This window comes from Citrobacter sp. RHB20-C16 (assembly GCF_013890155.1).
In the GTDB taxonomy this organism is placed as follows: domain Bacteria; phylum Pseudomonadota; class Gammaproteobacteria; order Enterobacterales; family Enterobacteriaceae; genus Citrobacter_A; species Citrobacter_A amalonaticus.
This window is the reverse complement of record NZ_CP057630.1, coordinates 747,128-768,091: the sequence shown is the minus strand read 5'-3', so window position 1 is coordinate 768,091 and position 20,964 is coordinate 747,128. Positions and strand designations below refer to the sequence as shown.

The 20,964-nt window shown below is 52.2% G+C and carries 20 protein-coding genes and 8 pseudogenes; 8 read left to right on the top strand and 20 right to left on the bottom strand.

Translation table 11 applies throughout. The annotated features are described in order from the left end of the window. Window positions 1-3 precede the first annotated feature (3 nt). Window positions 4-918 carry an alpha/beta hydrolase gene (locus HVX64_RS03825; protein WP_023287224.1) on the top strand — a complete coding sequence of 305 codons (915 nt, stop codon included), beginning with the start codon at window positions 4-6 and terminating at the stop codon, window positions 916-918. Window positions 919-950: 32 nt separating this feature from the next. Further along, complete coding sequence (locus HVX64_RS03820) at window positions 951-1,889, top strand: LysR family transcriptional regulator (RefSeq protein ID WP_023287225.1); 939 nt, start codon at window positions 951-953, stop codon at window positions 1,887-1,889. A gap of 267 nt (window positions 1,890-2,156) precedes the next feature. Here the strand turns inward: HVX64_RS03820 and HVX64_RS24070 are convergent. From HVX64_RS24070 to HVX64_RS03800, 5 genes and pseudogenes are all read right to left on the bottom strand, one after another. Then, window positions 2,157-2,510: pseudogene (locus HVX64_RS24070) on the bottom strand (transposase); the annotation flags it as partial. A gap of 36 nt (window positions 2,511-2,546) precedes the next feature. Continuing rightward, window positions 2,547-2,708 (bottom strand): annotated as a pseudogene (tnpB, locus tag HVX64_RS24065) (IS66 family insertion sequence element accessory protein TnpB); the annotation flags it as partial. A gap of 296 nt (window positions 2,709-3,004) precedes the next feature. Beyond that, window positions 3,005-3,861, bottom strand: a pseudogene (locus tag HVX64_RS03810) (IS3 family transposase). A 27-nt stretch (window positions 3,862-3,888) separates the two neighbouring features. After that, a complete protein-coding gene (locus tag HVX64_RS03805) occupies window positions 3,889-4,101 on the bottom strand; it encodes a transposase (RefSeq protein WP_142861279.1) in 213 nt (70 codons plus the stop codon). A 343-nt stretch (window positions 4,102-4,444) separates the two neighbouring features. After that, on the bottom strand, window positions 4,445-5,596 hold the full coding sequence (locus HVX64_RS03800; RefSeq protein ID WP_181368273.1) for a serine hydrolase domain-containing protein: 1,152 nt from the start codon (window positions 5,594-5,596) through the stop codon (window positions 4,445-4,447). Between the two features lie 86 nt (window positions 5,597-5,682). Here HVX64_RS03800 and HVX64_RS03795 point away from each other — a divergent pair, with 86 nt between their 5' ends. After that, on the top strand, window positions 5,683-6,165 hold the full coding sequence (locus tag HVX64_RS03795) for a MerR family transcriptional regulator (RefSeq protein WP_080966873.1): 483 nt from the start codon (window positions 5,683-5,685) through the stop codon (window positions 6,163-6,165). A 191-nt stretch (window positions 6,166-6,356) separates the two neighbouring features. On the opposite strand, the gene HVX64_RS24060 is transcribed toward HVX64_RS03795, so the two are convergent. Then, window positions 6,357-6,554: a hypothetical protein gene (locus HVX64_RS24060; protein ID WP_244140992.1), complete on the bottom strand. Its 198-nt coding sequence runs from the start codon at window positions 6,552-6,554 to the stop codon at window positions 6,357-6,359. Window positions 6,555-8,159: 1,605 nt separating this feature from the next. Between HVX64_RS24060 and HVX64_RS03780 the strand changes: the two genes are divergently transcribed. Both HVX64_RS03780 and HVX64_RS03775 read left to right on the top strand, forming a co-directional pair. Then, on the top strand, window positions 8,160-8,522 hold the full coding sequence (locus tag HVX64_RS03780; protein ID WP_117064106.1) for a VOC family protein: 363 nt from the start codon (window positions 8,160-8,162) through the stop codon (window positions 8,520-8,522). Continuing rightward, entirely contained in the window at window positions 8,519-9,379 is an 861-nt protein-coding gene (locus tag HVX64_RS03775; RefSeq protein ID WP_220186616.1) for a class I SAM-dependent methyltransferase, read from the top strand. The genes HVX64_RS03780 and HVX64_RS03775 overlap by 4 nt, the downstream gene beginning before the upstream one ends. 227 nt (window positions 9,380-9,606) lie before the next feature. Here the strand turns inward: HVX64_RS03775 and HVX64_RS03770 are convergent, their stop codons facing one another. The 3 genes from HVX64_RS03770 to HVX64_RS03760 all read right to left on the bottom strand — a co-directional run bounded on the left by HVX64_RS03770 (window position 9,607) and on the right by HVX64_RS03760 (window position 11,843). Further along, window positions 9,607-10,452 carry an MOSC N-terminal beta barrel domain-containing protein gene (locus HVX64_RS03770; RefSeq protein WP_220186615.1) on the bottom strand — a complete coding sequence of 282 codons (846 nt, stop codon included), beginning with the start codon at window positions 10,450-10,452 and terminating at the stop codon, window positions 9,607-9,609. 53 nt (window positions 10,453-10,505) lie between these two features. Beyond that, window positions 10,506-11,060: an ATP-binding protein gene (locus HVX64_RS03765; protein WP_220186614.1), complete on the bottom strand. Its 555-nt coding sequence runs from the start codon at window positions 11,058-11,060 to the stop codon at window positions 10,506-10,508. A gap of 162 nt (window positions 11,061-11,222) precedes the next feature. Next, the gene (locus HVX64_RS03760; RefSeq protein ID WP_117064107.1) at window positions 11,223-11,843 is read right to left on the bottom strand and encodes a hypothetical protein; all 621 of its coding nucleotides are present in this window, start codon (window positions 11,841-11,843) and stop codon (window positions 11,223-11,225) included. 987 nt (window positions 11,844-12,830) lie between these two features. Between HVX64_RS03760 and HVX64_RS03750 the strand changes: the two genes are divergently transcribed. After that, the gene (locus tag HVX64_RS03750; protein ID WP_064188136.1) at window positions 12,831-13,457 is read left to right on the top strand and encodes a LysE family translocator; all 627 of its coding nucleotides are present in this window, start codon (window positions 12,831-12,833) and stop codon (window positions 13,455-13,457) included. Between the two features lie 31 nt (window positions 13,458-13,488). Here HVX64_RS03750 and HVX64_RS03745 read toward each other — a convergent pair whose 3' ends face one another. Both HVX64_RS03745 and HVX64_RS03740 read right to left on the bottom strand, forming a co-directional pair. After that, window positions 13,489-13,842: a VOC family protein gene (locus tag HVX64_RS03745; protein WP_064175111.1), complete on the bottom strand. Its 354-nt coding sequence runs from the start codon at window positions 13,840-13,842 to the stop codon at window positions 13,489-13,491. 35 nt (window positions 13,843-13,877) lie between these two features. Beyond that, window positions 13,878-14,278: pseudogene (locus HVX64_RS03740) on the bottom strand (transposase). 245 nt (window positions 14,279-14,523) lie between these two features. Between HVX64_RS03740 and HVX64_RS24055 the strand changes: the two are divergent. Next, window positions 14,524-14,625: pseudogene (locus HVX64_RS24055) on the top strand (IS630 family transposase); the annotation flags it as partial. A gap of 20 nt (window positions 14,626-14,645) precedes the next feature. On the opposite strand, the pseudogene HVX64_RS03735 reads toward HVX64_RS24055, so the two are convergent. Next, a pseudogene (locus HVX64_RS03735) lies at window positions 14,646-15,343 on the bottom strand (IS1 family transposase). 57 nt (window positions 15,344-15,400) lie between these two features. Beyond that, a pseudogene (locus HVX64_RS03730) lies at window positions 15,401-15,667 on the bottom strand (transposase); the annotation flags it as partial. Window positions 15,668-15,729: 62 nt separating this feature from the next. Here HVX64_RS03730 and HVX64_RS03725 point away from each other — a divergent pair. After that, window positions 15,730-15,984: pseudogene (locus HVX64_RS03725) on the top strand (transposase); the annotation flags it as partial. A gap of 106 nt (window positions 15,985-16,090) precedes the next feature. On the opposite strand, the gene HVX64_RS03720 reads toward HVX64_RS03725, so the two are convergent. From HVX64_RS03720 to HVX64_RS03690, 7 genes are all read right to left on the bottom strand, one after another. Further along, complete coding sequence (locus tag HVX64_RS03720; protein ID WP_346010953.1) at window positions 16,091-17,014, bottom strand: IS5-like element IS903B family transposase; 924 nt, start codon at window positions 17,012-17,014, stop codon at window positions 16,091-16,093. Between the two features lie 46 nt (window positions 17,015-17,060). Further along, window positions 17,061-17,507 (bottom strand): hypothetical protein, encoded by a 447-nt coding sequence (locus HVX64_RS03715; protein WP_181825284.1) that lies wholly within the window; start codon window positions 17,505-17,507, stop codon window positions 17,061-17,063. Window positions 17,508-17,530: 23 nt separating this feature from the next. Next, window positions 17,531-17,974 carry a YfjS/YafY family lipoprotein gene (locus HVX64_RS03710; protein WP_105547579.1) on the bottom strand — a complete coding sequence of 148 codons (444 nt, stop codon included), beginning with the start codon at window positions 17,972-17,974 and terminating at the stop codon, window positions 17,531-17,533. Further along, window positions 17,974-18,210 (bottom strand): protein YpjK, encoded by a 237-nt coding sequence (gene ypjK / locus HVX64_RS03705; RefSeq protein WP_134769025.1) that lies wholly within the window; start codon window positions 18,208-18,210, stop codon window positions 17,974-17,976. The genes HVX64_RS03710 and ypjK overlap by 1 nt, the downstream gene beginning before the upstream one ends. Window positions 18,211-18,246: 36 nt before the next feature. Next, on the bottom strand, window positions 18,247-18,948 hold the full coding sequence (locus HVX64_RS03700; RefSeq protein WP_134769024.1) for a WYL domain-containing protein: 702 nt from the start codon (window positions 18,946-18,948) through the stop codon (window positions 18,247-18,249). 216 nt (window positions 18,949-19,164) lie between these two features. After that, window positions 19,165-19,986 carry a DUF932 domain-containing protein gene (locus tag HVX64_RS03695; protein ID WP_130954727.1) on the bottom strand — a complete coding sequence of 274 codons (822 nt, stop codon included), beginning with the start codon at window positions 19,984-19,986 and terminating at the stop codon, window positions 19,165-19,167. Window positions 19,987-20,077: 91 nt separating this feature from the next. After that, a complete protein-coding gene (locus tag HVX64_RS03690; protein ID WP_181825283.1) occupies window positions 20,078-20,941 on the bottom strand; it encodes a GTPase family protein in 864 nt (287 codons plus the stop codon). Between the last annotated feature and the right edge of the window lie 23 nt (window positions 20,942-20,964).

Sequence of the window (20,964 nt, the reverse complement as noted above, 5' to 3'; positions counted from 1 at the left end):
GTCATGAATACAATCTATGAACGTGGTGCATCCCCTTTCATTCCTGGCTTTGAACTCAGGGATGTTGTCCTGGAAAATGGTATCATGCTCCGGGTTGCGATAGGGGGCAGCGGAGCTCCTCTGGTGATGCTGCATGGGCACCCGCAAAACCATGTTACCTGGCGTAAGGTTGCGCCGGAACTGGCAAAATATTATACGGTTATCCTTCCCGACCTGCGCGGATATGGTGACAGTTCAAAACCCGCCAGCGATGAGACACACCGCCCGTATTCAAAACGTGTCATGGCAAATGACATTGTCATGCTGATGAATGCACTCCAGATCCAGACTTTTTCCTTTATTGGTCATGATCGGGGGGGGCGGGTGGGGCACAGGCTTGCTCTTGATTATCCCCACCGGGTTACAAGCTGTACTTTCATTGATATCGCCCCCACTGCCACCATGTATGCACGGACCGATAAAGCTTTTGCCACTCGTTATTTCTGGTGGTTTTTTTTGATCCAGCCGGAGCCATTGCCGGAAAAAATGATTGCGCATGACCCGGAGTTTTTCTTGCGAAAACATATCGGAGGTCAGCTCAAGACCCCAGGGGCTACTGAAGATAAGGCATTTAATGACTATCTGAGGTGCTACCAGAATCCGGATATGATTCACTCAGTCTGTGAGGATTATCGGGCTTCGGCTTCCATAGATCTGGATGATGATCAACAGGATCGACACAAGCGTATCGAGTGTCCGCTGCTTTTACTGTGGGGGGCAAAAGGCACAGTAGGTCAGTTATATGATGTTGTTGAGACCTGGTCCGGAAAGGCAAAAGATATCAGGGGAGAAGCGCTTCCCTGCGGGCATTCTCCTCATGAAGAGATCCCGGAAATTTTTCTTCACCGTGTTCAGTCTTTTCTCGGAACAGTGCTATAACGCTCCTGTACTCCTGAATTTTCTGACTGATTATGAAAAAAAATATTGTTGGTAAATATTACCGTCAGCCTCATGAAGGCTGGCCTTCTGTTGAAGATTTACAAGTGTTTATCACCGTTGCCCGAAACGGTAGTTTCTCCCGGGCAGCGCTTGAGCTTGGGCAATCGGCTTCCTATATCAGTAAACGGATCGCACTGCTTGAAAAAAACCTGAATACCCGCTTATTTTTTCGCAATAACCGGATGGTACGTCTGACCGTTGACGGTGAAAATGCCCTCTCCGGAGCGATACAGCTGGTTGAGCAGATGGGTGATTACGTCAGCAGCATTACAGAGCCGGATGATATGCTCAGCGGCAATATCACCATCAGTTGCTCTTTCGGTTTTGGAAACGAGTATGTTGCCGGGGCGCTGTCAGGGCTGATACGGTCGTATCCAGGGCTTAAAGTAAAATTACTGCTCAGCGATCGCGATGTTGATCTGGTTGAAGAAGGGATAGATATTGAGATACACGTCGGGAATGATTTTAAAGAAATTTATATAGCGAAAAAACTCGCCACAAACCGTCGTATTTTGTGTGCCTCCCCGGATTACCTTCATCAGGCTGGTATGCCATCATCAATTGATGAGCTTGTTGATCATCATTGTCTGATGCTCCAGGAGCGTAATGCTGTTCTTGGAAACTGGGTGTTGACGGATGGACAACAGGAATTTACCTGCCGTCTGAATACGTTTCATACGTCAAACAGCGGCAGTGTTGTGCTGACCTGGGCATTACTGAACCACGGAATTGTATTACGTTCTACCTGGGATGTGGAGAAGTATATCGAAAATGGCAAGCTCATTCATATCCTCCCTCAATGGTATCAGGAAGCGGATATCTGGGCTGTGTATCCTCAGCGTCCGTCTACCAGCGGGAGAATTAAAACGTGCATTACTTATCTTACCCGGTACTTTTCTGAGCGATTTTAGCTCCCCGAATTACTGAACCAACGGCACTATATAAAATGCCCCCTGCATTACGCCAGTGATGCCCGGTACGAATTGTCATCGATTGAATAGCAGAAATAGTGATCGATGACAATGCGAATACACAACGTAGCCGCACTAATTTTGCAAAGCTATTAAGCATGTTGCGGACACTTTTACGTTGCTGTTTGGCGTTAGAAAGAGAGGTTGCTGGCTAGGACCCCAGTTCAATGGTAAGCATCCAGCGAGAACCGTATTGATGGGGATAGGTTATTCAGTTGGCAGTGTGATGCGCCAGGGGAGCAGTTCGCTGACCCGGTTGACCTTCCAGTCCGCTATGACGTCAAGCACATGGCGGAGGTAGCCTTTCGGATCCACTCCGTTCAGTTTGCATGTCCCGAGCAGACTGTACAGCAGCGCTCCACGTTCACCTCCGTGGTCTGAGCCGAAGAACAACCAGTTTTTACGACCCAGGCTGACCTTCCGTAGGGCATTTTCAGCGATGTTGTTATCTGCTTCGACCCAGCCGTCCTCCGCATAGTACGCCAGCGCTGGCCACTGGTTCAGGGCGTACGTGAAGGCCTTCGCCAGCTCCGAGTGTCGCGATAGCGTTTTCATCTCTTTACCATCTCGGGCTGACGGCCAGGCGAAGCGGCCGCGCTCCAGCCGTTTGGTCAGCAGACACAGTCCATCGCCGGTAGACCAGAGGAGCTTTACCTGACTACCATTACGCCCACGGAAGATAAAAACGTGACCTGACATCGGATTGTCTTTCAGCGTCGTCTGCACCTTTGCCGCCAGTCCGTTAAAACCGTTTCTCATATCGGTGATATCAGCGACCAGCCAGATCTTTGTCCCTGATGGTAATGGAATCAGCGTTTAAGCTCCCGTATTTTCGCTGATGGCACCATTCAGACGGAGTGATCCGTGCCGGAACGTCACTTCACAGCAGATATTGAGTGATTCAGGTGCTGCAGCAGCTACAGGTTCTAACAGTGAGGAGGTCGCAGGAACAACATCTTCGGCATCAAGTGTTATTGGGAGCAGCTCAGGTACGCTGTTTTCTGTTGTTGAAGGAGGACGTAGTTTGATCCTACCCGCGTAATATGGACACAACCCTAAGCGAGGTTCTGGTTTTCAAATTGTTCCGGACTAAGACCGCCACAGGTACCGTGACGACGCCACCGATTGTAATCACACTCAATATAATTAAACACTGTTGTCCGCATGATTTCCCGGCTGACAAAGTCCTCTCCGTGGATACATTCCACCTTCAGCGTATGGAAGAAGCTTTCCGCACAGGCATTGTCGTAACAACAACCTCTGGCGCTCATACTCCCCCGCAGATTATGGCGTTTCAGCAAGCTCTGGTAATCCGTTGAACAGTACTGACAGCCTCTGTCTGTATGCACGATGACGTTTTCCGGACGTTTACGCCGCCACAGCGCCATCTGTAACGCATCGCAAGCAAGCTGTGCTGTCATCCGTGAGGACATCGACCAACCAATGACTGACCGCGACCACAGATCGATAACCACGGCCAGATAAAGCCAGCCTTCACCAGTGCGAAGATACGTGATGTCACCCACCCACTTCTGATTCGGGCCGCTGGCGTAAAAGCCCTGCTTCAGCAGATTCTCTGAGACTGGCAGACCATGTTCGCGGTAACTGACCGGACTGAACTTTCGTGAAGCTTTCGCCCGTAGCCCCTGACGACGCAGGCTGGTAGCCACGGTTTTCACGTTGAACCGGTAACCCTGGGCACGAAGCTCATCCGTCAGGCGTGGCGCGCCATAGCGTTGTTTTGCGTCACTGAATGTTTGCTTCGCCAGTTGTAGAGCTGTGATTCATACAGGTTAAGTTCGCGGGCGGCAGCTGCCACCCCAATGCGTTCAGCCAGTTTCAGGGCTTCCTGACGAAATTCAGGAGTGTGCTGCTTGTGTGGCTTTTTGGTGGTTGATGTTGGTTTTGTCATGCGAGTCACCTCTGGTTGAGAGTTTACTCACTTAGTCGCGTGTCCACTATTGCTGGGTAAGATCAGTTTTCCTTCGCGCCAGTACTGACGCCACTTGAACAACGGATTATCGTTGATCCCATGCTGACGAGCGAGTTGCGCTACGGAGATCTCTGGTTGATGTGAGAGTTCAACCATTTTGGTTTTGAACTCAACGGGATAATAAGGGCTTTTTTTACGCACTGCGGTTAATGACTTCATGTATAGCGTCCACCATATTTGATGTCCACTATCCTCGCAGGAATTTCAGGATCTGCCAGACGGTGCTGAGACGACGATTACGCATAATCCGCACTGTCAAACCATCTTCGGTTTGCTAAAAAGGATGCACGCACCTACGATAAAAGTCATCTCAGTTTCTGAGATGACTTTTATATATACATCGTAAAAAAATGGCCTTATATGACCGCAGATGCAATGATATTGTGTCCTTCCAAAATCTCAAAATCTCAAAATCTCAAAATCTCAAAATCTCAAAATCTCAAAATCTGGGAATTCGGGGAGGGCTTATTATCTGTACACTCCCATCCTCGTAATTTAAGAATTATTGTCCTATCGCAGCATAGAGCGCTTTTACCAGACGATCATTTTCAGGAGCCTGAGCATTCGGGAAAGGGAATCGCCTGCGCGTATATCCATAAGCCAGACCATTCCGGGGATCGGCAAAAGCCTGTTGTCCCCCCGCTCCGCTATGACCAAATGCCCCCTGACCGAGGGACGGATAGTATTCAGACGTGGCGTGGAAGCCGACAGCGAAAGCTTTAAAATCCTTAAGAACAACATCATGTCCGATAGACTGTATCTGGCTGAATGATGAAACGGTTTCAGGATTAAGTAGCGGTGCTTTGTTATCAACAGAAGTGATCGAAACGGCGTACATTTTCGCCAGGCCACGTGCTGAGGCGACACCTCCAAATGAGACAGTCCCGGAACGTCGAACTATATCCAGGTTCGTTAGCTCCCATACAGCAGGGTTCTGTGGATGATGCCTGTTAAAAGCAACCCCCGTAATGCTGTCAGGTGCAGTTGCTCTTGCAGCCAGTAATGCCACCCGTTCAGGCGTGGATATGTGTGGGCGCGAGTGAAGATATCGACTGTCAAGCGCTTCCGTCAGCCCCAAATAAAAGTCAATATTATAAGGGATTCTCACCCGCTCAGAGAAAATCTCCTGCACAGTTTTCCCTGTGGCACGATATACGACTTCATTTTCGAGAGCCCCCATAACCAGAGCATGGTAACCGAACGCTGAACCGGGTTGCCAGTAGGGACGTTGTGCGCCAAGGCGTGCCGCAACATAACGGTCATCAGCAAGCTGTTCAATAGTGAATCCCTCATCCGAACCAACCAGACCCGCCTGATGGCTCATCAACTCACGTAAAGTGATATGGGCTTTACCATTTACAGCAAATTCTGGCCAATAGTGGCTCACCTTTTCTTCAAGGTTAAGTATTCTTTCCTGTGTAAGCAGTGCGACAATTAATGCGCCCGCCCCCTTACTTGCAGAATAAGCGCCAAGAAGAGAATCACCCTGGATCTCTGGTCCCGTCCACAAATCAACAACAAGTTTCCCATTATGGTAGGCTGCCAGTTGTGCGCTGAGGGAGCCGCCCTCTGCCGCTGCAACCGCTGCAAACTCCTCTTTTACGCGCCCGAATCCCGGGGCTACATTGCCATGTATAGTGCTTTCACTGTTCATGCATTACTCCTTATGTACTGGAAAGTTTGAAATGTAGTGGTACAGACCGGGAAAGTAGCCGCGGCGTGTACACAGTGAAAACGCTAATGGTTCAAGTCAACTTGAAGTCAAGGTTAATTTTGCATAAAATCCGTACTATGAATGAAAAAACATTGTTCCTGTCAATTGGCGAAGTTTCCAGATTATTCAACATTCGCCCTTCTGCTCTTCGCTATTATGAAGAAATTAACCTCTTGCTGCCTGCGTCCCGGCATGCAGGACGTCGTTATTACGGGGAAAAGGAGCTGAAACGGCTGGTGTTGATACAACTCTTACAGCATTCCGGGCACCTTACACTGTCCGATATTTCAGCAGTTATCGGTAAAGAATCAAAAGGCGGAACGAGGGGTATACTCCAGGAACGGATTGAAGGTCTGGGTAAACAGATTGAGACGGCTCATGCTGCAAAAAGGTATCTTGAGCATCGCCTTACCTGTCCGAGACAGGATCCAGTAACAGAATGCCCCGTTCTTGATGCAGAAGTCAGTGGATGGCTGGTAAAAACTCTGGCAGATTCTTTGCCTGGATAAACTCAAACGGAAAAAATCTGCAATCTATCATCAGCTTAATACTCTGGCTATTGACGAACATATCCGTCTGCAAAGGGAAAACAAGACGGAAAGCCAGTGGTTAATGAAAAGTGGGACGTATGAGTGGGCCTACGATACGGCTGGAAGACGGGGCTGTAAACTGACAGAACTAAATTATCCAGATCAAAAAATCACTTATAATACTTTGAAAAATAATATGCTAGAAGTTCGTCTTGTTTTTTATATTGTTCTGTAGACGAATTTTCTGGATGCATGACATGCATCAACAGAGGATCTTGCCATGCTTGATAGCTGTAATCCCAAGGGCCGAAAATCACACCGACCAGCGGTGGGGCATGCTGCATCATCATGTGGAAACCTGCGGTCATCAAATTCGTTCGGCCATCTGTCCCCCTCGTGGACACCAGAATAACGGGACCAGCTTCAAGAATACCTGATGACTCGACCATGTCCCGGCGCAGCTCGGACAATTCGTCGGGGGACAACTCCACAACGTGCCGGCAGGCCAATTCCGCATGCGGTTCCTTCGATAATTAGGAGGGGCAAGATTAACTACAGAAGCCGCGATTTTTCCTCACTCACTACACGGCAATGCCTGCGCGCTTATGCACCGAGATTACGATACCGAGTGCGAACGTCGCCGCAATACCACCAATCAGAAACGCCGACGTATAGCTTGATCTATCAGCCAACAATCCGACTGCCGGTCCCGTTACGGCATACGCAAGATCTTGGAAGTCCGCGAATCCGCCAAACGTTGTCCCACACAGATGAGGCGGCACCAGCTTGGCGACTTCAGCTCTCATCGCCGGGAACACCATCGAACAGCCAAAGCCCGTCAAAAGAGCACCGGCCAATGCAGGATATGGACCATGAGCCATTCACAAAAGATACTGGCCGCACACTTCAATAATGAGCGAAACGGCAGCGACAGGCGTTCCACCGCTTCGATTTGACAGGTGACAGCAACAAAGCTAACGCCAACACCAACTCCAAATAAGGTGAGGCCCCAACCTGCATAGGGCCAGCCACATAGTGGGACGAGAAAGCGTCAAGGCCAGCAAATCCAATGCTCTGAAGACCTAGAGCCGTACCCGGACGCCAAATGCGACCGATTATCCGCCAGAAGGACTCCCGGTAACCCGCATATGGTGCCACCGCTGGCAGCCGATAGAGGCAGCTAACCCGACGATTGGCAGCACCGTGCAGGCAACCATCAGCCAAGCGAAGCCTATTCAGAAGCACAAGTTCCAATGGACCACCGACTGCGTAGGCACCGTACTTGAGTGACATGACCAGCCAGTTCTCGCCTGCCCCATCACCCTAATGGCCTAGCTTATCATGACCACGTTAGCAACGTTCTCGCCGGTACCAAACAGAAGGCGACCAACGATCAGCACCGTGTAGCTGCCGCCCATGAGAAGTTGAGGCCAACTCGCGGTGAAGCAGATCAGCCCGGCCGCAGCATAAAAGAGCAGGCCCCGCTGCGTACAATGTTAGCCTCCGAGTCGATCATCAGCTACGCGTTGGGATCGTCGATACAAAGAAAATCCTGATAGCTAGCCCCCCACAGGTGTTATCCAGTCCCTGGCCGTCCACAACTTGGACCGGCACCGCCGGCAGCGACATTGCAACAGTAAGATACTAGAGAAACATTGCCGCTGTAAGGGCCAGAATCTGGCGATAAGCTAATTCGGGCTGTTCAACATCGGACATGGCACACACTCACCAGCAGGGTTGTTTTTATTATAGTTTGCTAGCATACTAGCTTCTATGACTAGCAAAGATGTCAAGCAGTTCAACGTTTACCTCCCGGTAAGCCTGATCCGAGAGATTAAACATCATGCGATTGAAGCCGAAATGTCACTCTCGGCGCTCGTTGCCGATGCGCTACGCGCGTATCTGGACGAGAAGACCAATAAGAGGGACATTCTTTCGCGCAGCCAAAACAGACGTAGAAAAGGAGATGAGCAATGAAGACTAAAGGTGTGAAAGCAATCTTCCTGACGACCCATAACTGGGGAAAGTCCGTAAAGTTCTTTCAGTCCTTGGGATATGAGCTTGACTTTGAAACCGATCATAATTCTGGACAATTGCGCAACGAGGCGGGCCCGTATCTTTTCATCGCCGAAGTGCCAGAGAACGAGCAGCCTGCAATCCAAATGGTGCTAAAGATTCGAGATGGCGAAACCCTTGACCTTGCCCCCCCGGTTGAAGTCGTTTCGCCGTTCGCAGATACCCATTGGGGTACGCGGGAAATGACTGTCCGCGATCCGGATGGGCGGATCTGGAGCCTGGAAGCCCCGGCACAGTCAAAAGCCGGCGCATCAACATGATGCAACGCAAGGCGAACTTGGCACCGGAGAGCACGGCAGAACGTACCGCACTGTGGCGTGCCCTGCACGTCCAGATCGATGCAGCGCCTTACGTCTTTGAGGACAGGGTTGGGCTTCGACTTCTGGCACCCGGCGCGGAGTGGCGGCGTCGTCCCGACATGGATCCCGATTTTACTAAGACCTTCCGTGCGTCGATGGTTGCCAGAGCGAGGTTTGTCGAAGATCTGGTCATTGAACAAGCCGATCGCGGCGTTGCGCAGTATGTCATTTTAGGTGCCGGTCTTGACACCTTCGCCCAACGCAGGACAGACGTTGCGTGTCGGATGCGCATCTTTGAAGTCGATCAGCCGGCGCCCCAGGAATGGAAACGCCAAAGGCTGACCGCGCTTGGCTATGGCATTCCTGAATGGTTGCGCTTTGTCCCGGTTGATTTCGAAGCAGGAGGCTCTGTCTGGCAGGCACTTGCGGAGGCGGGCTTCGATGCGAAGCAGTCGGCCATCATAGCTTCCACCGGCGTCAGCATGTACCTGACCAAAGAAGCAACTCTGGCAACTTTCCGTCAGGTCGCGGCGCTTGCGCCAGGATCGACACTCGCCATGACGTTCATGTTGCCGCTCTATCTCATGCCGCCTGATGTTCGGCTACAGCTTGGGCAGGCGCTTGAGGGTGCACGCGCAAGCGGAACACCATTCATTAGCTTATTCGCGCCTGAAGAGATAATGGCCATGGCTCGGGGTGCCGGCTTTCAGGATGTTCGGCATGTCCCTCCGAGCGCACTTGCACAACGCTACTTCACGAACCGGAAGGATGGCTTGCAATTATCGTGCGCGGAAGAGTTCTTGGTCGCGAAGACCTAGAACTCTGGTTGACGAGGCCCTTTCAGCCGGTCTTCAAACTCAGACAGGCTGGTTACGCCGTATTCGAGTACAGCTTCATAAACTTGAAAGCTGGACGGGCTTCTACTATAGAGCGGCGCCTACTCGGTTTTAGAGCCGGTTAGCTGACGCCACGACTGACCATTGGAGCAGCTGTTCCAACGATGGAGGCTTCTGTGACGCAGATGGCTAATGCTCGCCCACCCGGATCAGTCATCTACGAAAAGCACTGAATCTCCCGGCCCTATTTCCCCAGTGTGAAGAATCTTCGCGTAGACGCCAAGGCATGAAAACGTCCCGGCATCAGGTATGTCCACGCGATTGTTCGCATGGATTGCTCGTAATACATCTGGTTTTGGCGCAAGTCCGAGGCCGTGAGCCAAAGTCGGCACAGCACATCTTGGCGTGGGTACCATGATTTCCAGTACCGCGCTGCCGATCTGCAATTTCTGACCTTTCCAACTATTTTCAACGAAGGGAGTGGTGTCGGAACTCTCGATCACAATGTTGGGCCGATATCTTTCTGCCTCCAGCCCATCGAGGTCAGCCTTGCGCGAAATTTCTTCCAAGGAAGCGATAGTGACGAGATGCACGGGTGCAAAGTCATAAAAACCTCCTTCCGGGGCGGCTGCGCCGATTTCCCCCACGTCCATGCCAACATCGGCATCAAGGCCGTGAGCCAGCACTTCTTCCGGTCGTGAGCGTTCAAACTGCATTCCGGGCCGGCGCTCGGATACCAGAGAAACGGGGCGTCCAAGGAGTTGGGACAGAGCTGAGTCAATATCCGCCGAGTTCGAATGAATAGTGTGGCCATCGGGTAGGGAGATTGCCAATGTGCGAGTGTCTTCCAAAAGCTGAGCCGTGAGCGATAAAAGGGAACGCCAGAGCTTTGGCCTTTTCGCACTGGCGATTTTCCCGCTTTCCCTATCCAACACGGCAAATGCCCGGTCGCCATATATACCTGTCTTTGTCAGCACCGCGTGCTGAAGCTCTTCACCAAGGGCTGATTTCAACGGATATCGACGAAGGCGTCCTACTTTTCCAATTTCTTTCACTTCTCCGACTACCCCGAGATTTTTCCATGAGCATGGCTTATAAGCGCTGTCTTCTATTGGACTATCCACGCTTCTTTGTCAGATGGTGGTTCAAACCCCCGGATGTAGCGCTGCAAACGTTCCTCTGTAATTGGAAAGGCAGCATTAGCATCGTGACGAGAGGCACGTTTGATTAAGCGTTCACGCAAGACTTTCTCTGGAACGTTCATATACACAAGTTGGCAGTGATGACCGTTGCGTCGCAAAAGCTCACGGTAATCGGCCCGTGCTTCGGCGTTCCAGAAGCTAAAGTCGATTACCGCCTTGGTTCCTTTCTCCAACATTTCGACAAGCTGCCGGCGCAGGCGCTTCTCTGCTGACGCTTGTAGGCTCGGATAGTCATGCTCCGAATAGTCCACGCCAAATCGACCATTAGCGCGCCAAATCTCCTCATCTATGGATAATCGCTGGCAGCCCATCTTCTCAAGCGCTTGGGCAAAAGTAGTCTTCCCTGAACCTGCCAGCCCGCACATCATGAAGACGATACGGGGGTGGGCATGAATGAGCCCACGAGCACAATCCAGCGCTTCCTGATAGTCCATAGTTTCCTTGTCTTCTTCGACGCTCATCAACGTTCAACCTTTAAAGCATATATGCGCCATGCAGCCAAGTTCGCCGTGGTCAAAAGACTCTGGAACTCACACTTCCCTCGTGGCAATAGGGCATCGATAGCCGATTCGTAATTGATATTGTAATGGCAGTACTGCCTCCTCGGCAATTGGGAAAAGCAGCTAAGACTCTGATCGATGCATATCGTTAAGCCAATCTCCAAACTCGGAGAGGCTTGTTACGCCGTGTTCAAGTACAGCTTCGTAGATCTTAAAGCTGGACGGACGTCCAGCTGCGAAAGAGCCATTCGCAAGCGCGGTTTTGAGGGCCAAAATCGACTGACGAGCGGAAGTGGTCAGCATTGGCGGAATTGTGCGAAGATGTTTGAGATCAGGCTGCCTCTCCGGCTCGTCGACAAACCAGATGTCAAAGGTCCAGTCTTGGTCAGACTCGTCACGATAGGTTACCCCCAGATACAAGCCATCAGGATATTCTTCGACTGCTCTGTTCCAGATGCCTGTATCATTACGGAAACGCACAGAGCCAATAGAAGCATGCATGGCCAGCTTCCCGCCAAGTTCAACTACCGCGCGGTGCGTCTCCTCTTTCAGCTTTTTGCATATAACGGTGATGTCGATATCGCGGTGAACCATTAGACCCAGTGCGGAACTTCCGACGCGCGTCGGACTTCCGATATCTGCCAGCAAACTATCTAACCCAAGGGCGTCTACTATTGCGTCCGCTTTGGCCTGCAGCTTCGCTTGATGAATTAGTAATTCTGATAACTCATCAGTTTTCGACATCTATACCCCCCCTTTTACCGCTTATCAGCGCTGTCGTTTTGAGTTTCCAGGTTTCTAAGACTTCTAACGAAATCGCTCGCGATCTCTGCGCTGCGTTCTGTAAAATCTATGAGCAGGTTCAATTATGCCGCCGAGTACCGATCGAGCAGACGTTCCGTCGCCGCTTGGAGAAGGTGATAGATCGCTGCGAGCTCGCCTATATCCTCGGCCCGCAGCCGGACGTAGACACGTCGACGATCTTGCGGATCACGCTCACGAGTAACGTAACCGCCCCGCTCTAACCGATCGATCAGGCTCGTTACGGCTCAGGTCGTCAATCCAGTATGCTGCGCCAGGTCACCTGCGGCGGCACAACCGCGTAATTGAATCAGATCCAAACACTCAAGGGCCGTAGGAGTTAGGCCAACTGCGTCGGCGACCGCCAGGCTGATCAAGGTACTTTGTAAACTAGTCATCTGGTCCGCCCGCCGCTGATCTGACTCCGCCATTAATTTCCCTTGCTAATCAAGATAATTGATTGCTACTATATCATAGTGGGAGGCATACGCAATGCATGGCGTGCTCGCTTCCTTCGCAGCCTTTACCGCGCTTGCTCTTGCCGCCATGAGCCTAGGCGGCGCGTTGTACGAGAGCCTGTTGGTAGATCGGATATGGCCTGCGAATATTCACTTGATCCAGCCGGCACAGGGTGGGCTCAACCAGAAGCTCTTCTGGATGCCTATGCCTTTTCATTGCAACGGCCAGCCATCTCCTTACGCGTGCCTTGTCAGGTATCGTTTCATCCCCCCGCGCACTCGAGTCCGAACGAGCGAACCTAATCACGCCGGCTATGCAGGAGAATGCAAAGAGATGGGGGCGGCTGAGCATTCGCGCGTACCTCTAGACTTTGCGACATTGCTAGCGTTGTGTGCCGCAGTCATTGCCCTGCTGATTAGCCGATAGCTGCATGCCTGACCTCTTTGATATTATTCTTCCGGAGAAAATAACATGATTGACATGACGACAATGGTTACGTACTGCGCAGTTGTTCTAGGCTTTGTCTTTATTCCGGGGCCAGCCACGCTGCTCACCGTGGCGCGGGCTACAACTTCTGGAACGAAGGTCGGGATAACCACCGGAGCCGGGATTGCCGCTGGCGACCTGGTGCACACGCTCATGGCCGTGGTCGGTATCTCGGCAGTTATAGCCGCCTCTGCCATGCTCTTCAGTATCGTCAAATATATCGGCGCTGCTTATCTCATTTATCTCGGTATACGCGCGCTTCGGGAAAAAACCTCAGTCAATCCGTCGGCCAGAGCGCTGCCGATTTCCGCTGGTCAGGCTTTCAGACAGGCCATTTTGGCGGAAGTCCTTAATCCCAAGACAGCATTGTTCTTTCTTGCATTCCTCCCGCAATTCGTTCGGCCAGAGAACGGGTCGATAACGCTTCAACTCATCATTCTAGGGATCATCTTTGTTGGCCTAGGCTTCGTCAGCACAATCGTATTCGCAGTGGGCGCTAGCGGGCTGGGCAATTTCCTGCGCCGAAACCCGTCGGTGACTAAATGGCAGGGTAAAGTGGTCTGCTGCGTATACTGTGCTCTAGGGGTTCGACTAGCGCTTCAAGAGCGCTAGGGTTCAGACTCAATCGAGGAAGCTATATGACCTATGAGTGGCTGAGGACGTTGATAAGGCGTCCGAACGGGTCGCGGACATAGAAGCGCCTGACTCCCCAAGGTTCGTCGGTCGGACCATACTCGACTTTCATTCCGGCTTTTTCGGCGCGCTGCTGGACTTCTTCGAGGTTATCGACTTCGACCGATAGATCGGGAACAGCCGTTCCAGAACCTCCTTCGCTGGCAATGCTGACCTGAGGACTGCTATCTATAGCGGGCGCAGCAAACGTAATGATCCAGCCATGATCCATGACGGCTTCGAGGCCCAATATGTCACAATAGAATGTCCGAGCGGCTTCAGGATGGGGCGTAGCGATATTGGCGATAATCCGTTTGACGGCCATGGCTCTCTCCTCGGTTGAATAAGAAGTATACGTTTTCAAAGCCAGAAGGCGACGACCGTCGTAAGGCTCACGGCTGAAAGAAAGTTGCGCGCGAACTTATCGTAGCGGGTGGCTATCCGGCGAAAGTCCTTTGCGCCTTTATATAGCCGCTGTCGATCTGGCCGGTCTCCGCAATCAAGCCCTCCTCGGTAAGTGCCGCCAGAATATCGGTCCAGATGCCTCAGCGGCTCCATATATTCCAGTGGTTGTAGGCTATCGTGGCCGGGCCGTATTCGACAGGGCAGTGCGACCAGCGGCCCCCGCACTTAAGCATGTGGACGATGCCGGAGATCACCCGCCGGTCGTCAACTTTCCGGGCGCCAGGCTGGTTCTTAGGCAGGGGCGGCTCAATCGCAGCCCAAGCTTCATTGGATAACCAAAATAACGAATGCGACATTGCCAAGCCTCCTCTGCTGGAAGCTATTGAATCACTGCATCGACCAGTTTTCAATAGGATGATTGGGTTTGGACCCTAGGATAGCTCCTCCTAAAGGTCTGCTCGCGCCCGATCTTGCTGAGCTCATCGCATGTAAAGAAATACTAAATAATTTCGCATAATAGTAGATCACTCGAGGGAACTCAGCCCGGATTGCGCGATCTGATCAATCGCCAAAAATCACAAATCACCAACCGGACTGAGCGATGACGATCATAGCAGCAATTCCCGATGAAGAACGACAACTTATGATCAGAGAAGTCCTGCAGACTCGTGATAAACATTATGCCAGACGGCTCATGCCAATTTAGTTGGTAATGACTCCAACTTACTGATAGTGTTTTATGTTCAGATAATGCCCGATGACCTTGTCATGCAGCTCCACCGATTTTGAGAACGACAGTGACTTCCGTCCCAGCCTTGCCAGATGTTGTCTCAGATTCAGGTTATGTCGCTCAATGCGCTGAGTGTAACGCTTGCTGATAACGTGCAGCTTTCCCTTCAGGCGTGATTCATACAGCGGCCAGCCATCCGTCATCCATACCACGACCTCAAAGGCCGACAGCAGGCTCAGAAGACGCTCCAGTGTGGCCAGAGTGCGTTCACCGAAGACGTGCGCCACAACCGTCCTCCGTATCCTGTCATACGCGTAAAACAGCCAGCGCTGACGTGATTTAGCACCGACGTAGCCCCACTGTTCGTCCATTTCAGCGCAGACAATCACATCACTGCCCGGTTGTATGCGCGAGGTTACCGACTACGGCCTGAGTTTTTTAAGTGACGTAAAACCGTGTTGAGGCCAACGCCCATAATGCGTGCACTGGCGCGACATCCGACGCCATTCATGGCCATATCAATGATTTTCTGGTGCGTACCGGGCTGAGAGGCGGTGTAAGTGAACTGTAGTTGCCATGTTTTACGGCAATGAGAGCAGAGATAGCGCTGATGTCCGGCAGTGCTTTTGCCGTTACGCACCACGCCTTCAGTAGCGGAGCAGGAAGGACATCTGATGGAAATGGAAGCCACGCAAGCACCTTAAAATCACCATCATACACTAAATCAGTAAGTTGGCAGCATTACCGCCTTTTGGAGGATAGTCAACTCCTCGGCCTGTTCCGCCAGCTGGCGCTTCAGGCGCGCATTTTCAGCAGCCAGCTCATTCTCCCGTTCGGAGGACGTTCTCTGCTGCTGAATTTTGCTGCGCCAGGCATAAAGCTGAGACTCATAAAGGGAGAGTTCGCGGGCAGCCGCAGCAACGCCGATTCGCTCAGCAAGCTTCAGGGCTTCGCTGCGGTATTCAGGCGAATACTGTTTTCGTGGCTTCTTAGTTACGATTGCTGATTTAGTCATATGAGTCACCTCTGTCTGAGAGTTTACTCACTTAGTCGCGTGTCCACTAATCGCGGGTAGGATCAACGTTCTTCGCTTACCCGGCAGATGTCCGCAAAGTCATCTACACAACCAACGCCATCGAGTCGCTGAACAGCGTAATCCGGCATACCATCAAAAAACGCAAGGTGTTCCCGACGGATGACTCAGTGAAAAAGGTCGTGTGGCTGGCAATCCAGGCAGCCTCACAGAAATGGACGATGCCACTGCGGGACTGGCGTATGGCAATGAGCCGCTTTATTATCGAGTTCGGTGACCGCCTGGACGGTTACTTCTGAGAAAAGGCATTTACACAGAATCGTGTACAGGGTTATTTTGAATCGCCACGGGCTTTGTTGAATAAATCAGATTTCGGGTAAGTCTCCCCCGTAGCGGGTTGTGTTTTCAGGTAATACGCACGCTTTCAGGCATACCTGCTTTCGTCATTTTGTTCAGCGCTCGTACCAGGGCCATAGCCTCCGCAACCTGACCATCGTAGTCACGCAGCGTCAGTGAACCCCCGAACAGCTGTTTTACCCGGTACATCGCCGTTTCCGCTATCGAGCGACGGTTGTAATCTGTTGTCCATTTCCACCGCGCATTACTCCCGGTCATTCGCTGATTAGCCACTGCACGGTTACGGTCTGCATATTCACCGGGCCAGTAACCCGCACCTTTTCGGGGTGGGATAAGCGCGCTGATTTTCTTACGCCGCAGTTCATCGTGACAGAGCCGGGTGTCGTAAGCGCCGTCTGCCGATGCTGCCCTGATTTTTCTGTGAGTCTGCCGGATAAGACCCGGGAAGGCTTCTGAGTCCGTCACATTGTTCAGCGACAGGTCAGCGCAGATGATTTCATGTGTTTTACTGTCAACGGCGAGATGCAGCTTACGCCAGATACGGCGGCGTTCCTGGCCATGCTTTTTGACTTTCCACTCGCCTTCACCGAAGACCTTCAGCCCGGTGGAATCAATTACCAGGTGTGCGATTTCACCCCGGGTGGGCGTTTTGAAACTGACATTAACCGACTTTGCCCGCCTACTGACACAGCTGTAATCCGGGCAGCGCAACGGAACATTCATCAGTGTAAAAATGGAATCAATAAAACCCTGCGCAGCGCGCAGGGTCAGCCTGAATACGCGTTTAATGACCAGCACAGTCGTGATGGCAAGGTCAGAATAGCGCTGAGGTCTGCCTCGTGAAGAAGGTGTTGCTGACTCATACCAGGCCTGAATAGCTTCATCATCCAGCCAGAAAGTTATGGAGCCACGGTTGATGAGGGCTTTATTGTAGGTGGGCCAGTTGGTGATTTTGAACTTTTGCTTTGCCACGGAACGGTCTGCGTTGTCGGGAAGATACGTGATCTGATCCTTCAACTCAGCAAAAGTTCGATTTATTCAACAAAGCCGAGTCAGCACTGAAAGAGCCCGCTTTGCGGTCATTGACGTAGACCTCAAACTGTCGGGCTTTGCGGATATCGCTGATGAAGTCATACCAGGCGTTATCCCCATTTCGCCAGCCTAGTCTGGACGGAATAACGTACTGCTGGTGATTCATTACCACGGTGATCGTGGTGCCGTCATCGTGCGAACTGACCATCCTGTTATCCGTCTGGGTCAGAAAAACAGAATGCTGGTAGAAACCGTTCTGGTCCGGATTTCCCGTGCAATTGATGGTAAACATTTTCCCACTGGCATCCGTCACGTTGTATTCCGTATTGCCCTGGCCATAGCCCTGCTGCCAGAGTCCAGGAACCGCAGAGGCTGTAAAACTGGTAAACAGTGAACATGCCAGTACAAACCGGCTTAGTGAACCTATTGTCATTTCTGTCTCCTTTATCGTTGTTTTTATTCGTGGTTCTCAGGGTTTGAGGGTATCAGCAGTCGACCCATCAGTTTTCCGTCATGGGAGTACTCAAAGTATTTTTCCTTCGTATACCGGTCCGTAACCTCGTGGTATTCCAGTTTGATATTGTCGGCAATACAAAGCGCATTCATCAGCGGCTGGACGGTTTTTTCCTGCATATCCACGAGGTAGTAGTAACTACCGCCCTCGCAGCCATCGGGCGACTGGCGGGTACGTAAGACCTGCAGGGTGAGACCGGATGAGAAGCCAACCTGTGACCATTCTTCGCTGACATCATCCTGACGGCTGACAACATCGCTGAAGCGCGGAGGCGTGAGGTCCTTGAATTTGCTGATGGCCTTCAGGTCATCACTCCTGTCATCGCAGGCGCTCAGAAACAGAGTGGCGGCAACCAGCCCCAGCAGAGGTAGTGTTTTACGTTTCATTATTTTTTTCCTGAAATCAGACGAACCACTTTGGCAAAGACATAAATCCCCACAAAAATACCCACCGGCACACCGACGAACGGCGTCAGTGCGACACTGGCCGCACCGGCTGCACCGCCGCCCGTCAGCAGAGCGGCAACGGTGGCAAGCGTCAGGGCTATGAGGCTGTCGGACACCCCGGTTTTGTTCAGAATGATGACGATGACAACAATGGCGATAATGGCAATGAATGGCATAGGCTCTCCCTGTGGGTGAGTTGAGATAGACCTGCACTATTCCGGTGGGCTGTCGGCCGGAATAAACGCAAGCAGTGACTGCTGGATAAAGCGAAAATGGGGTAGGGCCTGAATAAACACCGGGTCTTCAACCAGACTGCACAGACTGTCGTTGCGACGGAAAGTCTCCTGCAGGGGCTGAACCAGATGGATTTCATCCAGGGTGAATACGGCGATATGTCCGTCGTGCTCTGCCACCAGATACCAGGCCTGCTGGTGGATGAGTAACCGGCAGGGAGCCAGGCGCTCACAGCGTCGCCCCTCCGCAATCAGCGTCACCCGCCTGCGCCCGGTAATGGCCTGAATCAGTCTCCAGAAAGACAATGCTCCTGAAGGCGAAGGAACCGGACTAGCTGGTGCTATCACGCAGGGAGACTCATCGCACATCAGCAGTGCGTTCACCAGACGGCGGTCAAGGCCGGGGAAAAGTCCGGCCAGCCCGCTGCGGTGGGCAAAGATAAGCACGTCGGGCACCATCTGCATCTCGCTGCCAGCAGTGCGTAAGCGGCAGTATCCGGACTGATACTCCAGGTCCAGATACATCAGTCGCTCACGAAAATCACGCCGCAGCGTGCGCACTGACACGCCAAACTCAGCAGCCAGTTTGCGCACACTCAACGTTTCACCCGCCACCAGACGGCTGATTATCAGTGACAGCCTGACAGCCAGCCGGTCATGGCGGCGTTCTGCCTGTGTCATGGGAGGTTCTCCAGGAAAGTTAACTGACTGAAAATGATGTGATTACTTTAAAGAGGGGGGCGGACAGGGTATGGACAACGCAGAAACTATTTTTTATTTCTGCAAAAGCCAGATGTAACGGGGGTTACAGGCTATTACCGGGAGATTGAGGCACACGAGCACGTAGCAATTCGGACAGGTGGTGTCCGATAATAACAATGTGGCAACATAAAACGTCTACTGCAGTTGTGTGAGCAGTGTTTCAGCCATCACCCAAAGCGCACGGTTAAGCTTCACGTCCCCGTCAATGCCACGCACGGCACGAGTATGCGTTCGTTCGCCTTTAACATTACGCCCGCTGAGTCCGCCCTTAATCAGGTTTTCCTGAATCCGCTGATAGGTAGTCCACAGGTCATTGCTCTCATCCTGCCAGCGGCGCGGGGAGAGTATCTGCGATTCAGTAACCGGCTGGTGGTCCTCACCAAAGCGATACGTTAGCGCGGCTTTTGCCAGCGCCTGCTGCGCAGGTGGCGGTAAAAGCAACGACTGCATGACATCCCGCTTTTCTTCCACACGCTCAAAAATCCCCAGCACCTCATAGGCCCCCTCAATAACCTGACTCACCACGTCCCCCTTGTGTGGCACCCGCACCTCGCCAAACGACTCGCCGCAGACCAGACCGTTCTGGCACACCGCCCTGAACAGGCCCGGCAGCATCTGGTACGAACTGGTGCCATCGTGAGAGTTAAGCAGGATAATTTCCGGCACCTGTTTACCGGTAATTTGCCCCTCCCGACGCAGGCGCAGCATATGCTTCGTATGCTCACGACGACGGGGGTCACGTACCCGTGTCTGACAGGCAAAAAATGGCTGGAAGCCTTCCCGCTGCAGGCTGTCCAGCAGGGAAATGGTCGGAATATAGGTATAACGTTCACTGCGGGATTCGTGTTTGTCCTCGCTGAATACACTGGGCACCACGCGAAAAAGCTCTTCACGGGTCAACGGACGGTCACGACGGATAAGATTTGCAGCGCCAAAGCGCGAAGCCAGACGGGTCATAAGCAGACTCCTCAATATAGGTAAAACAAATAGAGAAAGCCCTGCCGCACTGGCGACAGGGCTCGGAGAATAACAGGGCAGAATTAAGCACTCAGAAGAAGAAATCCCAGACAGCGCGGGCCACTGACACCACAGTGGAGCGCACGGCCTGAATAATGGTTCGCACCGGGGCGGGAACAAGGTGAAAGGTGCTTACCGTATCGAGTATGGCACCTACGGTTTCACCGAAATCGGCTCGGGCCTGTTCCTGAACTACCATTGTGCGAAAGGGATGCTGCAGTTGCGCTACCACCGGGCTACTGGCCTCGCGTGGCAGATACTTAATCATCCTCTCAGCCATCACCCGCAATCCCCACTGCAGACGGACCGATACGGCACACACCGGATGCACAGGCTGAAAAATCTCATGCAGCAGGCAGATTTTACGGCTGATGTTTTGTTTTTGCTCTGTGGACAATCTTTCTCCACCGCTTGTGGGCTCGGTCTTGTCCGACTGGCTGATAACAAACAGCACCTTATGTCGGTATGCCTCACCAATCACCTTTCGGTAAAAATACTCATCCACCGCCAGCGCACGGTCATCAGCTTTAATCAGCCACAGTACCAGGTCGAGCCGGGGTAGCTGATCCCGATACAGCACAGCATATTCGGTATCGCGGGCACTGTTTTCGCCCACACCGGGCAGGTCCATGATGGTCATAAACCGTTCACCAACTTGCAGACGAAATCGCAAAGGTTCACGGGTGCAGGCGGCCACATCGCTGACCGGAGATACTTCACCGGCAAACAGGGCATTGCAAAGGCTACTCTTTCCCGCCCCGGTTTTACCCATAATGCCGATCATTGGCTCGTAATGGGTTAACTGATTTATCTGCTGTAATATGCGTTCAGACACCCATTGTGGCAGGCTGGAAAGCGAGTGCTGCAGGGGCTGAAGACCTTCAGAATGACTCATAAATGTTCCTCTGAAAAAGAAAA